Here is a 12,458-nt window from a genome sequence, read left to right on the forward strand (position 1 = left end):
ATCCGGCTTTCCAATAAGTTGTATCTCCTTCCGAGCCCATGAAACCCGATCCACGATCTGTGTATGGCAAAGTCCGCTTCGTCGCGTTTGGCGAGGACTACAAGGTGCGCGTGGTGAGGGTGGGTGGAGATCTCAGTGTGCGAAGGGTCAGCATGGGGGCTTTTAGCCCTGGCCTGTGGGAGGAGGTGAAACTGGGGGAAGACTTCAGGATTCGTATCGTAAAGATGGGTGAGGATTTCACGGTGCGCTATGTGCGGCTGGAGGGCGCGTGAAGTGCGGGAGGGGGCGGTTGCCAAGACACGGGTGGAACCTTGTGGCTGCGTTCGTGAGAACGCGGTCCGGGAGGGGGAGAGGATGCTATGGCGATGAATAACATTGCGGGGTCGCTTGGGCGATTCCGCATTCTTACGAATGCAGCTACGAGCAACAAGTTGCGACCTCAGGGGGGCATAGGCGTGGGAGGAAGCTTGTGGCTGCGTTCGTGAGAACGCGGTCCGGGAGGGGAAGAGGATGCCATGGCGATGAATAACATTGCGGGGTTGCTTGGGCGATTCCGCATTCTTACGAATGCAGCTACGAGCAACAAGTTGCGACCTCAGGGGGGCATAGGCGTGGGAGGAAGCTTGTGGCTGCGTTCGTGAGAACGCGGTCCGGGAGGGTGAGAGGATGCCATGGCGCTGAATAACATTGCGGGGTTGCTTGGGCGATTCCGCATTCTTACGAATGCAACCACGAGCTACGAGCTACGAGGTGCGAGCATCAGGCCACGAGCAACCTGCCACAAATCTCGCTCCTCATTGAGCCCGCCGGGAACTTCAAGCTACGACACGCCGACCAAACGAAACTTCAAAAACCACCAAGAACCAAGAACCTCTAAGCCGCCTTCCCCGTGAGAGGCACCACCTCTTGGTGCTTTCCTAAAACCCAGCCGCTCGCGCGATAAGTTTTCAGGAGACGGGCGGAGTCCTCTGCGCGGGCGAACCATGCCACTTTGGTGAGGGCATCGGCCAGCATGGCGGTGGGAGCGGCGACGGTGACGCTGCGGCTGCCGGGATTGGCGCGGCGGGTGTGGGGATGAATGAGCGGGGCCACCCAGGCCCCTTCGGGCAACTTTTTGCGGCTGAAGTAACTGCCGGTGGTGGCCAAGGCACCATCCTTGAGCTGGATGGCGTGGTGGGAGGTGCCGGGTTCCGACGGATCACGCAGGTTCACCAGCTGCGACTTGGCACCAAACACCCGCAGATCGCCGCCCGCGTTGACAATGCCGCTTAGACCACCGATGCCGCGGAGGATGTCCACGGCCTTGTCCACAGCGAAGCCTTTGGCAATGCCGCCCACGTCCACATAGGCACCGCCGTAGAGCCGGGCCTGGTGATTGTCGTAGAGCTTGATGATGCCGAAGCGGCACAGTGGCGGCACCTTGGTGCCCTGCCCGGGGAGATAACCCAGATGCAGCAGCGAGCCGGCAATGCACACGTCAAAAAGTCCTGCCGTGTCGTTCTTCAAATTTTCAGCGCAGCGCAGCACCTCGATGGTCCACGGGTGCAGCGGCACGGGGCGGCCGCGACCGTCTGTATTGAGACGGGAGATGTCGCTGTGCGGATCGTGAAAGCTCATGAGCCTGTGCACCCGTTCGATCTCGGTGAAGGCGGCTCCCGCCAGGGTGTGCAGCGTTTTTTCGTCCCGCTTGCCCTCCAGCGTGATCTCCACCAGCGTCCCCAGCAGAGGGCGGGCGCGTTTGATGCGGTTGTACTCCGGCATGGCAGTGAGAGAAGAGGGGAGGCGGGAAGGACGGTGACGAAGTCTCAGCACACCGTGAATGCGGTGGCCGGCACAGGCGAGGGGCTCGAGAAGGCAATCGCGTGCGTGTGCAGCAGGCGGCGCACGCCGTCGGTGATGCTGCCACAGGAGAAGGTGGCACCACTCAGGTGGCGGATGTCCCCGCCCACCGTGAGATCAGAGTGCACCGTGGCCCCCACGAACTGCTTGCGCCAGGAGGCGTTGCGCACCTGCTGGCCGTAGGCCTCGCGGTACGCCATCACCTCGATCTGCTTCACCTGCCCGCTGGTGGCGATGCCGCAGGCATAGGTGATCTCCTCGTGTTTACCTGTCACCGTATCGAGGAGAAACAATCCTCCACCCGGGGTGCGCCAGGCGCGGACATGGCGGTCCCTCACCTTCACCCCAGAGGCCTGTTCCACTTGGCGCTTCTGGCGTTCGGTGAGGATGAGGGATGCTTCCGCAAGCGTCTCTCCGGGAAATATCAGCCGCTGGGCCTGTTCCAGGCTCAGGAACACCTCGGCATGGCAGACCAACGGGGCCGCGGGCAGGCTGGCGACGCTGGCGATAAAGCGGACAGTCATGACGGAGGGGGAACGCTCGAACGCTGAAGTGGAGGGCAGGTTATTTATTGAGATGGAATCGCAAGAGTAGTGCGCGAAATCGAAGCTGCAGTCAACTGTTATTTGCGAACAAGTCTCAACAGCGCGCGATTTAAAGCGACAGGGCCGGGGATTTCCATGGGGGAAGTGCCGCTAGTCGATAATTCCAGCATCCAAGCGCAACCTTTCCGCGCAAAAAGTTGTGTGACCGCGCCAACCCTGCTAACGATGTCTCTCGCCACTTACGGCGGCGTGGTCACGAGGCGTGACTGGGCCGGGTGGCCTGCCAGCGGGGACCGGGATGTCCCCTTGTTTGAGTGTCCCATGGATCAGGAATCGGATGAAAACCTCATGCTACGTGTTGCCGCGCGGGATCAAGCCGCGTTCGGAGCACTGTACGACCGGTTTTCTGGCTCTCTTCACGCGTTGGTGAGGCGCATTTTGGAGGACGATCAGGAGGCGGTGGAAGTACTACAGGAGGGGTTTCTCTACCTGTGGGAGCACGCGCCGTCCTACGACCCCACTCGCAGCAAAGCCTTCACCTGGGCTGTGGTTGTTTTCCGGCACAAGGCCATCGACCGCCTGCGGGCTCTGCGTCGTCGCAGCCGTGTGGCGGACAAGGCGGCAGAACTGCTGCCTCCTCTGGATGATAGCGCGGAGCGCTCGGATCAGGCTGCAGACCGCCAGGAGCGTGCGGAACTGGTGCGTCAGGCCCTGCTGGCCCTGCCTGAAGACCAGCGCAAATACATTGAATGGGCCTTCCTTAAAGGTTACACCCATCATCAATTGGCAGAACTTTTCGGAGCCCCCTTGGGCACAGTGAAAACCCACATCCGCCGCGGTCTGGTGCGACTGCGCGACTTGCTGAAAGGAGGTCTGTCATGACAGATCGTCAGGAAGAACAGGCCGCCATGTACTCGCTGCATGTGCTGGACGAGCATGACAAGCGCATCTTGCGCAGTGAGATGAAGGTGGACGCCCGCCTCCGCGAAGCCGTGGCCGAGTTTGAGGAAACGGCCGCCGAAATCGCCCACCTGCTGCCAGAAGAAGCCCCTCCACCGGAGTTGCGTGCACGTCTCCTTGCAGAGATCCGCCGTTCCAAGCGCTCGAACATCGTTACCGGGGTCGTCTTTGGGTTCATTCGCAGTCCGTGGGTGGCATGGGCTGCTGCGGCGGGACTTGCCTTTGGTGCCTTCCGCCTGTGGGAGGAAAAGCAGCAGATCGCCGCCCAGATTCCGGCTCTTCAGGCGAGTGAAGTGCGGGCCAAGGAGGAGACTCAACTGGCCGAGCAGGCCAAGACAGAGCTTGAGCAGAGACTGGTTGCTGCCACGTCCAACACCGCGGCTCTCACGGCTGAGGTGTCCCGGCTCAAGCAGGCCAATGCCGTCTCCAGCATGGAGATCGCGACGCTGCGCTCCGGGATCAAGCGCTATGAAGAAGGCGTGGCCGTGGTGGTCTGGGACAGCAACGCCCAGCAGGGCCAGCTGAAAATGGACAAGATGCCGCCTGTGCAGCCCAACAAGGATTACCAGCTCTGGGTCATCGACAAGGCCAAGACCAAGCCTGTGGATGCCGGGGTGGTGAAGGTGAACGACCGTGGGCGAGCCACCATCACCTTCAAGCCTGTGCAACCCATCACCGACGCCTCCCGCTTCGCCCTAAGTGTGGAGAAGGAAGGCGGCGTGCCTGAAGGGGAAGGCAGCATCATCATGATCAGCCCTTAGGTCCAGTGCGCCAGTGGGCGGTGCGTCAAGGTGTTGGGGCTGGAGTCGTACTTGGTGCGGGTTCCAGCTTCCACAGTGCTGGAGCGGTCAGTATAAGGAGCGAGGGACATTCCTGTCCCGGGCCCTGAACGTCCTGTCTTGCCTGAATGGTTGTCCGCCCTTTCCAACACCAACGGAGAGGGTTGGAGTTCCGCGTTTACGCGGTGAGGCCGCGCCCCATCGCATGACTCTACTCGCTGGGGCGGCATTCAGAGGGCGCACGGCAACGCTGAAACTTCAACGACCAACAACTTCCGCAAGCTGTCCGACATACCAAGTACTCGGGTGCCCCCCCCAACACCTTGACGCACTGCCCACTGACACACTGACGTACTGGCTCAGACGCACCGACGCACTGGCTCAGACGCACCGACGCACTGGCTCAACCAAGCTTCCGCTTCAGCAGGTAATACAGCGTCTCCAGCCTCCCCACCTCGGCTCCGGCGTTGGCCGCACGGCGGAGGGGCTCACCCCAGATGGCGTCGAGCTCGACTTCACGACCTTCTTCGTAGTCGATGAGGCTGCTGGTGCGGTAGCCGCCCATGGCCTTGGTGGATTTGATCATGTCATCCGCCAGGGAGGAGGGGATCTCGCAGCCCAGCTTGCGCGCGGCTCCGATCACCTCGTGCATGAGGGCGCGGACGAGGTAGGTGAGGGAGTCGTCGGCGAGCATCTGGGCGGTATCCAGGCCGGTCCGGCCTTCCCCCCCAACGATGGAGAGGCCGTTGAAAGGGATGTTCCACACCAGCTTGCGCCAGCGGGCGGTGGCCAGGCTCTCCTCCACGTTGCAGACGATGCCGCACCGCTTGAACTCGGAGGCGATCTCATGCGTGCGCGGTTGGGGCCAGCCGGAGTGCTCGCCCAGGGCAATCAGGCCCTGCGCGAGGTGCTGGATCACCCCTGGCGCGGTGCGGTTGATGCACACGTGGCAGAGGCCGCCCAGCACCCTTTCTGCTCCGTAGTGCCCGGCCAGCAGTTCCTCGTTTCCCAGGCCGTTTTGCAGCGTGAGCAGCATGGACTTTTCATGCAGGAGCGGCGGGATGATCTCGAGCAGCGCCTCGTTTGAGGTGGTCTTGAGCGCGATGATGACCAGGTCACACGGGCCGATCTCATCCGCGGTGCGGTGCACCTTGACCCCCTGGAGATGGGCGTCGCCCTGCTTGCTCAGGATCTTTAGGCCATGGCGTTTCACCTGGTCATAGTCGCTGCGCATGAGGAAGTGCACGTCCCGCCCGTACTGGGCCAGACGACCGCCGTAGTAGCAGCCAACAGCGCCGCTTCCGACGATGGCGATGCGGTAGTCGGGCAGATGATGATTGAAAAGCGCCATGGGGGAACTGGGGAAAAGGGCGAAAGGGATGGGGTGACGACCCATCCGGGGATGAAGCCGCCATTTTGCCTACGCCTCAAGCGGTTCCCACGTTGCACCCGCGCCGGGGCGTGGCATGATCCAGTGCAAATGTCGGAGCCACCCCGCCGCCGTCGTCGCAATCCTGTACCCGAGCATCGCTGGTTCGATGAGGACGAGGAGCAGGACGTCGTGGTGCCACGCCGTCGTGGGCGCGCTCGCGATGAGGAAGGCGAGAGGGACCCGCCCCGTGAGCGGGGTCGGCCCCGCAAGGAGCCCTCGCCGTCCGACAATGAGCCACGGCAGGAGAGCCAGACCGGCTGGGGCCCGCCTTCCAAGTTGACCTGGTTGCTCTTTGCCCTGCTGGCCACCGTGCTGGGGGTCTTTGCGTATCTGCGGGATGAATCTCCCCCGTTCGACAGCGATGTCATGCCCGGGCCGGCGGAAGGCAGCCCCCCCTCAGACATGGCGGCTGTACGTCGCCTGAAGGCCATGCTCTCTGCGGCGCAGTCCGTGCGCCGGGAGGGCCTGCCGCAGACTCCTGTGTGGCAGTGGGACACGCCCACCCTTTCCGCCCTGCTGGAGCAGCACAGCGCGGTGCTGGATAACTTCCGCGATCTCCTGGAGGAAAAGGATCTGGAGTGGCAGCCGCGCTCTGTGGAGTGGAAAAAGGCCGACTTCGGCGCGGACCGGGCCTGGCCTGCCGTGGTGCTCATGAAACAGGTGGAGAGCGCCTACCTCTCCCGTCGTGGGCAGGAGGAGGCGTCGTTCCTTGCCGCCATCGACTTGGCCGTGCTCGGCGGGCTGCTGGAGCAGCTCGATGCCTGGCCCTCCCTGATGGACCGCTCCCTGGCATTTCACGAGGCGTCAACCGCCTCCCTGGCCGAACTCCTGCGCAACACCCAACTGGATGCGGGCCGGCTTAAGCGGCTGCAGGAGGTGGAGTTCAAGCCCTTCACGCCCTCCATGGAGCGGTTGCGCGCCGCCATGAAGGGCTTCTATGCGTACGAGCGGAAGCTCCTCATCGGTCCCGCGCAGGATGAACCCCCACTGCCGCCCTATTACCTGCCTGCGCGCACCGGGTGGATTTTCTTCAAGCCTCACGCCACGCTCCGCCAGTTCGCTGACAGCTTCCGCGAACTCCAGAAAGAGCCCGTGCTGGCGGCCTATGCGCGGGGTGGCAAGATGTCCTCCCGCCTGGAGCACCGCCTGCCCACCCGGCGCCCGCTTTTTGACCCCAACTGGTCCGGCACGGAGTACTACCAGTCCCGCATTGGGTTCTATGAAACGCTGCCTGACCGCGTGCATCTGGCCCGTTTCCGCCATGAGGCGGTGATGACTCTCTTTGCCATCCGGCGCTATGTCATCACCGAGGCCCGCCTGCCCGCTACTCTGGACGCGCTGAAAGGCAGCTACATCGACTCCGTGGGCATCGACCCCTACACAGGCGAAGCCCTCCGCTACAATCCCGAGAAAGGCTGCCTCTACTCCATCGGCAGCGACTACCGCGACGAGGGCGGCAAACCCGGCCCCGTCGCCTTTGCCGACGCCACAGAGCCCACCGTGGCGATTGGCATTGGCATGGCCCGGGCGGGGTGAGGACGGTGAATCAGTGCGTCAGTGCGTCAGTGCGTCAGTGCGTCAGTGCGTCAGTGCGTCAGTGCGTCAGTGTTGCACGTTATGTCATGAACCCGGAGGGTTCGCCATGGGTGCTCCACGCCAACCAACTCCGTCCCTGATGCTCTCCCAAGGTCCACTGGTTTACCGTTTTACTGAATTACTGAACTACCGATTCTCCGGATCGCCTCGCGCCCGCCCACATGCTTGGCCGTCTCCGCCGCCATCTCACTGGCCACGCGGGCGCAGCGGCGGGCGGGCCACTGCTGCATCCAGCCGTGCAAAAAGGCTCCATGGTACACATCCCCGCAGCCCGTGGTGTCCACCACGTTCTCGACCTTTACCGCGGGTTCATGAAATGATGGCTCCCCCCGTGGCCAGATCCAAGAGCCCTTCACGCCATCGGTGATGACCAGCAGCTCCGGATCATCCTTGCGCAATATCTCCGCGGCGGACTCAAGGCTGCCCGCCCCGGTGAAGGCGCAGGCAAACTTGCTCGCCAGGATGCGCAGGCCGCTGCCCAACACCAGATCGCGAATGGATTCGCGATATCTCCCGGCCCCGCCGTCGAAGGACACCGGCACCCCGGCCTCCTGCGCCCACGTCAGGGCCTGTCGCGCCGCCGTTTCATGCCGGCCGTTGAGATGCACCAGACCCACTTTGCCAAAGGATTTGCTTAGGATCACCTCAGCATCAGGTTCGGGGCAGTTCGCAGGGTGGAAAAAGATGTGACGGGCCCCGTCGCGCTGTCGCACGAGGATGTGGGCCAGGGCCGAACGAGCGCCCGGGTGGATGGCGATCGACTCGGTTCGCACTCCCAACATTCGCAGCTCCTCCAGGATCGCCTGTCCGACGGCATCGTCCCCCTGAGTGTCCAGCAGCCGTGCGGGCGTTCCAAGGGCCGCCATCACACACAAAGCCGTGGCCACCGGTCCGCCGCCCTGTTCGTGCAACTCCAGAGCCTGGGTGACGCCATCCCCCTGGGGGAACTCTGGAACCACCACAAATCGATCCCAGGTGGCAGCGCCCACGCCCAGCACCTCTTTTGCGGGAAGTTCCGGGCTGGCAAGGGGGGCGGGAACGTAAAACATGCCCTGGATCTTAAGTCGAAAAGTGAAAAATGATAGCCCGCCGGAATTGCAGCCGTAGCCCTCAATTCTTGGTTGTCATCCTACTTCACCTCTCCCAAACTCCGCGCCCATGAGTCAAAGTCCTGTATTAACTTCAGATAACACCCCATGGTGGAAGGGCCTCACGAGCTACCACTGGTTCGTCTTCGCCATGGCATCCCTCGCTTGGATGTTCGACTGCCTTGACCAGCAGCTCTTCATTCTGGCCCGTGGATCGGCGATGAAAACCCTGCTGCCTGAGGGGTATGACGCCAGCCTTTATGGTGGCTATGCGACATCCATCTTTGTGGCAGGTTGGGCGACAGGGGGGCTGATCTTCGGTTCTGTGGGCGATCGCATTGGTCGCGCCAAGACGCTCACCATCACGGTGCTCATGTACTCCGTTTTCACAGGTCTCTCGGCTTTGTCCAAAGGCTGGATTGACTTTGCCATCTACCGTTTCATCACGGGTCTCGGAGTAGGCGGCGTCTTCGGCCTTGCCGTGGCTCTCACCGCTGACGCTCTTCCTGACCACGCCCGTGCGGGTGCTCTCGGCACGCTACAGGCACTTTCCGCGGTGGGGAACGTCGCCGCAGGTCTCATTAGCATGTGGGTGGGCGGCCTGGTGGAATCCAAAGCCATCAGCCCTGATTTCTCCTGGAAATTGATGTTCCTTGTCGGGGCCGCGCCAGCGTTCCTGGTGGTGTTCATTCAGCTGAAGCTGAAGGAGCCTGAAAAGTGGGTTAAGGCCCGTGAAGCTGGTCGCGTGGCCGGGGTGGCCTTTGGGTCGTATGCTTCTCTCTTTGGCGTCGCTCGCTGGCGTCGCTCCGCCCTCTTGGGCATGGTGCTCTGCGTAGCCGGAGTGATTGGCCTTTGGGGTATCGGGTTCTTCAGCCCGGAGCTGGTCGGCGGGGTGATCGAGAAGTCCCTGGTCGAGGCCAATGTGCCAGCCAATGAGATCGCTGGTGCCAAGGCTCGCTGGATTGGGATCAACTCCATTGTCCAGAACATCGGTGCATTTATCGGCATGATCCTCATGACGAAACTGGCACAGAAGATGGGGCGCAAGCCGGCCTTTGCCATCGCCTTTGTGGCAGCCTTGCTGGCCACGGTTGGCTTCTTCCAGTTCTTCGGTGGCAAGGGTGATGTGTGGATGAGCGCCATCATGGGCGGGTGCCAGCTTGCGCTGTTTGCCGGCTTCGCCATTTATCTCCCGGAACTCTTTCCCACCCGTCTGCGTAGTACTGGTGTCAGCTTCTGTTACAACGTCGGTCGTTTCGTGGCGGCAAGTGGTCCCTTCACGCTGGGTGCCCTTCAGGCGCACCTCAAGGCCGGGGCGACCACGACGGAAGCAAAGCTGGATGCCTTCCGCAATGCGGCAACCTACATGAGCGGCATCTTCCTCCTTGGATTGATCGTGCTCTTGTTCCTTCCCGAGACCAAAGGCAAACCCCTGCCGGAAGACTCCTAGTCCTTATTCCTGTTTCTGAATTTTAAGGGGAGAAGGTCTCACGGCCTTCTCCCTTTTCTTTTTTTTGCAATCCACCGGGTGATCACACTCGCAGAACGAGGCGGGATACGCTAGCCTGCCGCCATGACTGCCCAAGAACTTGCCGCCTCCGCCAAGAGCGATCCAGCTCCGGCGGAAGATCTCTCGGAAGAGGCCAAGGCCCTCTGGTTCGCCAAAAAAGGGGACTGGCACGAGGCTCACGAGATTGCCCAGGAGATTCACACCCCCATGGGCTCATGGATCCATGCGCTCTTGCACCTCATTGAGGGAGACATCAGCAACGCCGGCTATTGGTACGCCAAGGCCCGCAAGCCCAGCAAACGTCCGGCGGAGATCGATGCCGAGTGGAACACCATCGCACGGGAGGTGCTGGGATCATGAGCGCCGGTGAAATTTCTCCTCCACCCATGCCGCCACCCTCCGGCGGGGGGCCGCCGCTGCTGCCCGGGCACGTGCCCATGAAGTCCCGCTGGATCACCTGGGTGCTGGTCTCGGTGCTCCTGCCAGGTCTGCCGTGGCTCTTTGCGGATGAAGACAAGGACGGGTCCATTCTCTTCGGACTCACGGCTATTGCGCTGCTTTCCCAGCTTGCCGCCTCCATCTGGGTGGCGGTGGGCCTCTCGCGAAACCGCGGCATGGGGGTCGGCGCCGCGATTGGCTTCTCCATCGTCTTCATGCTTGCCAGTGTGGCCATCGGCACCGCTGTCTGGTTCGTCGCCTGCATTGGGTTCCTCTCCACGCAGAACTGGCACTAGTCCTCCCCCCCGCCCTTTTTCCTCATTCCCTCCCATGTCATCCCGGACTCCTGCGGGCTCCAGCATCCTGCTGAAGGAAACCACCTCCCGTTGCCCGGTCTGCGGGATCAAGTGCCCTGCCCGCGTGGTGAAGCGGGCTGGCCAGGTGCACATGGAGCGCACCTGTGCCCTGCACGGTGACTTCAGTGCCTGCCTGGCCAGTGACGAGCGCTTCTACTGGCTGGCCCAGGGCAGTGATGAAAACCGGGGTGGTGCCTGCTGCTCCGGCGGGGCCTGTTGCTCGGCAGAGGGGGCACCCGCAGGCACGCTGGGGCGCAATGCCGCCGGCCGGGAGGAGGGCCCCTTTGAGGTGCTCTCCACCTGTCTGGCGCTCATCGAGATCGTTAACTCCTGCAACCTGGCCTGCCCCACCTGCTATGCAGACTCGCCCATCGGCACCGGCATGAAGGTGGATGCGGTACCGCTGGAGGAGATCCAGGCCCGCGTACAGGGGGTGGTGGACCGGAAGGGCGGCATTGAGATTCTCCAGCTCAGCGGAGGGGAGCCCACCCTGCACCCGCAGCTTTTTGAGCTTTGCGCCTGGCTCAAAGCTCACCCTAAAATCGACTTCACGCTGATCAACACCAACGGCGTCCTTCTGGCGAAGGACCCGGATTTTGCGAAGCGGCTCAACTCAGCCTTCCAGGGCACAGGGGTGCAGCTCTACCTCCAGTTTGATGGCGTGCAGAGCGCCGGTCAGAAGGCCTTGCGCGGCGGGGACCTGCGCGCCATGCGGGAGCAGGCCCTGGCCCACTGTGCCGCCGCGGACCTGCCTGTCACGCTGGCCATGGCCGTGACGCCGGACAACCTGCCCAACCTTTGGGACGCCGTCAGCTACGGACTGGGCCAGACCTCCGTCCACGGCATCACGTTTCAGCCCGTGTTCGAGAGCGGTCGTGGGTTCGCCGCCTCGGCCCGGGGGCATGCGACGGGCGTTCCAGCCTCCCCCTTCCAAAAGACCGTCCGGTCCAGGACGGACCGGCTCAACACGGCAGACATCCTTCTCAACGTCGTCGCCCAGTCGGGCGGAAAACTCAAGTTCGAGGACTTTACACCGCTGCCGTGTGGCGATCCCAACTGCGCCACCATCGGCTACCTCATCCGCCAGGGGGCCAACGTCTGGCCGGTGAGCCAGTTTCTGGATTTCACCCAGCTTCAGGGCTTTCTGCAGGACAAGATGCACTACACCCTGGACGACCTGGCGAAATGTGGATGCGACAACACCGAGCTGGGCGAACTCCTGAAACTCATGGAGCGCACCCGCAGCATGGCCTTCCGCATCATGGTCAAGCCCTTCATGGATGCCTGGACCTGGGATGAGGACCGCATCGACCGCTGCTGCACCCATGTCATCCGCCCGGATGGGAAGCTGGATTCGTTTTGCCGGTACTACTCGGGATTCCCGGATGCCAAGCCAGCACCGTGAGGCCCGCTGCGCGGGAGACAAAAGACTGCCAGACACCAGACGCAAGACTTGAGGCCTGGGTAGTCTGGAGATCAGGGATGCGGTGAACGAAGAGCCTGACCGATCAAAAGCGGAACTCCAACCTCTCCGTTTCGCCAGCAGGGTTGGAGTTCCGTCCCGCATGCGGGACCAATGCCATCAGGGAAAAGCTGGTGAGGTCGATGATTCGCCTTTGGCGAACGAGCTGAGGGCTGAAAGCCCGGCATGATAGCAGCCTTGGGCAACGCCCAAGGTTGGCGTTGGTTTTAGAGGTTGAGGGCTGTAGGCCCGGGGTCATTCAGGAATGCTCGTCGTGGGCGGGATTGATGAGGCCGGGCTTTCTGCCCTCCGATTCTCTTTCAACCCCTAACCTGGGGCGCTGCCCCAGGCTGGTATGACTCCGGACCGTTGGTTCTCAGTATCATCATGCAACGGCGTTGGTCGCTCTGCCCAACCTTTTCCCTGATGGCATTGGCCTTTAGGCGGTCAGGA

12 protein-coding genes are annotated in these 12,458 nt (G+C 62.5%); 8 read left to right on the top strand and 4 right to left on the bottom strand.

Annotated features, from left to right (window positions below):
• The first annotated feature begins 38 nt into the window (after positions 1-38).
• Complete coding sequence (locus tag VSP_RS34300) at positions 39-272, top strand: 7(1) septoil knot domain-containing protein (RefSeq protein WP_009959679.1); 234 nt, start codon at positions 39-41, stop codon at positions 270-272.
• A 601-nt stretch (positions 273-873) separates the two neighbouring features.
• Here VSP_RS34300 and VSP_RS34305 read toward each other — a convergent pair.
• Together VSP_RS34305 and VSP_RS34310 are read right to left on the bottom strand one after the other, a co-directional pair.
• Positions 874-1,761 (bottom strand): FAD:protein FMN transferase, encoded by an 888-nt coding sequence (locus tag VSP_RS34305; RefSeq protein ID WP_009959680.1) that lies wholly within the window; start codon positions 1,759-1,761, stop codon positions 874-876.
• Between the two features lie 44 nt (positions 1,762-1,805).
• Positions 1,806-2,363, bottom strand: a complete 558-nt coding sequence (locus VSP_RS34310) for an FMN-binding protein (RefSeq protein WP_009959681.1) — start codon at positions 2,361-2,363, stop codon at positions 1,806-1,808.
• 246 nt (positions 2,364-2,609) lie between these two features.
• On the opposite strand from VSP_RS34310, the gene VSP_RS07130 reads away from it, so the two are divergent.
• Both VSP_RS07130 and VSP_RS07135 read left to right on the top strand, forming a co-directional pair.
• Positions 2,610-3,266 (top strand): RNA polymerase sigma factor, encoded by a 657-nt coding sequence (locus tag VSP_RS07130; RefSeq protein WP_009959682.1) that lies wholly within the window; start codon positions 2,610-2,612, stop codon positions 3,264-3,266.
• Positions 3,263-4,105 (top strand): anti-sigma factor, encoded by an 843-nt coding sequence (locus VSP_RS07135; protein ID WP_009959683.1) that lies wholly within the window; start codon positions 3,263-3,265, stop codon positions 4,103-4,105. Before VSP_RS07130 ends, VSP_RS07135 begins: the two co-directional genes overlap by 4 nt.
• Positions 4,106-4,526: 421 nt before the next feature.
• On the opposite strand, the gene VSP_RS07145 is transcribed toward VSP_RS07135, so the two are convergent.
• Positions 4,527-5,474, bottom strand: coding sequence for a 2-dehydropantoate 2-reductase (locus tag VSP_RS07145; protein ID WP_009959686.1), 948 nt, complete (start codon positions 5,472-5,474; stop codon positions 4,527-4,529).
• A 129-nt stretch (positions 5,475-5,603) separates the two neighbouring features.
• On the opposite strand from VSP_RS07145, the gene VSP_RS07150 reads away from it, so the two are divergent.
• Complete coding sequence (locus tag VSP_RS07150) at positions 5,604-7,091, top strand: hypothetical protein (RefSeq protein WP_009959687.1); 1,488 nt, start codon at positions 5,604-5,606, stop codon at positions 7,089-7,091.
• A gap of 170 nt (positions 7,092-7,261) precedes the next feature.
• Here VSP_RS07150 and VSP_RS07155 read toward each other — a convergent pair whose 3' ends face one another.
• On the bottom strand, positions 7,262-8,200 hold the full coding sequence (locus VSP_RS07155) for a carbohydrate kinase family protein (protein ID WP_009959688.1): 939 nt from the start codon (positions 8,198-8,200) through the stop codon (positions 7,262-7,264).
• 109 nt (positions 8,201-8,309) lie between these two features.
• Here VSP_RS07155 and VSP_RS07160 point away from each other — a divergent pair, with 109 nt between their 5' ends.
• The 4 genes from VSP_RS07160 (at position 8,310) to VSP_RS07175 (ending at position 11,948) form a co-directional block, all read left to right on the top strand.
• A complete protein-coding gene (locus VSP_RS07160; protein WP_029190248.1) occupies positions 8,310-9,689 on the top strand; it encodes an MFS transporter in 1,380 nt (459 codons plus the stop codon).
• A 123-nt stretch (positions 9,690-9,812) separates the two neighbouring features.
• Entirely contained in the window at positions 9,813-10,109 is a 297-nt protein-coding gene (locus VSP_RS07165) for a hypothetical protein (protein ID WP_009959690.1), read from the top strand.
• 26 nt (positions 10,110-10,135) lie between these two features.
• A complete protein-coding gene (locus tag VSP_RS07170) occupies positions 10,136-10,483 on the top strand; it encodes a hypothetical protein (protein ID WP_009959691.1) in 348 nt (115 codons plus the stop codon).
• A 34-nt stretch (positions 10,484-10,517) separates the two neighbouring features.
• On the top strand, positions 10,518-11,948 hold the full coding sequence (locus VSP_RS07175) for a radical SAM protein (RefSeq protein WP_009959692.1): 1,431 nt from the start codon (positions 10,518-10,520) through the stop codon (positions 11,946-11,948).
• The last annotated feature ends 510 nt before the right edge of the window (positions 11,949-12,458 follow it).

The organism is Verrucomicrobium spinosum DSM 4136 = JCM 18804 (assembly GCF_000172155.1).
In the GTDB taxonomy this organism is placed as follows: Bacteria; Verrucomicrobiota; Verrucomicrobiia; order Verrucomicrobiales; family Verrucomicrobiaceae; genus Verrucomicrobium; species Verrucomicrobium spinosum.

Excerpts from the sequence above, each read along its gene's own strand:
- VSP_RS34300 (WP_009959679.1), top strand. The coding sequence starts at position 39 with ATGAAACCCGATCCACGATCTGTGTATGGCAAAGTCCGCTTCGTCGCG.
- VSP_RS34305 (WP_009959680.1), bottom strand. The coding sequence starts at position 1,761 with ATGCCGGAGTACAACCGCATCAAACGCGCCCGCCCTCTGCTGGGGACG.
- VSP_RS34310 (WP_009959681.1), bottom strand. The coding sequence starts at position 2,363 with ATGACTGTCCGCTTTATCGCCAGCGTCGCCAGCCTGCCCGCGGCCCCG.
- VSP_RS07130 (WP_009959682.1), top strand. The coding sequence starts at position 2,610 with ATGTCTCTCGCCACTTACGGCGGCGTGGTCACGAGGCGTGACTGGGCC.
- VSP_RS07135 (WP_009959683.1), top strand. The coding sequence starts at position 3,263 with ATGACAGATCGTCAGGAAGAACAGGCCGCCATGTACTCGCTGCATGTG.
- VSP_RS07145 (WP_009959686.1), bottom strand. The coding sequence starts at position 5,474 with ATGGCGCTTTTCAATCATCATCTGCCCGACTACCGCATCGCCATCGTC.
- VSP_RS07150 (WP_009959687.1), top strand. The coding sequence starts at position 5,604 with ATGTCGGAGCCACCCCGCCGCCGTCGTCGCAATCCTGTACCCGAGCAT.
- VSP_RS07155 (WP_009959688.1), bottom strand. The coding sequence starts at position 8,200 with ATGTTTTACGTTCCCGCCCCCCTTGCCAGCCCGGAACTTCCCGCAAAA.
- VSP_RS07160 (WP_029190248.1), top strand. The coding sequence starts at position 8,310 with ATGAGTCAAAGTCCTGTATTAACTTCAGATAACACCCCATGGTGGAAG.
- VSP_RS07165 (WP_009959690.1), top strand. The coding sequence starts at position 9,813 with ATGACTGCCCAAGAACTTGCCGCCTCCGCCAAGAGCGATCCAGCTCCG.
- VSP_RS07170 (WP_009959691.1), top strand. The coding sequence starts at position 10,136 with ATGCCGCCACCCTCCGGCGGGGGGCCGCCGCTGCTGCCCGGGCACGTG.
- VSP_RS07175 (WP_009959692.1), top strand. The coding sequence starts at position 10,518 with ATGTCATCCCGGACTCCTGCGGGCTCCAGCATCCTGCTGAAGGAAACC.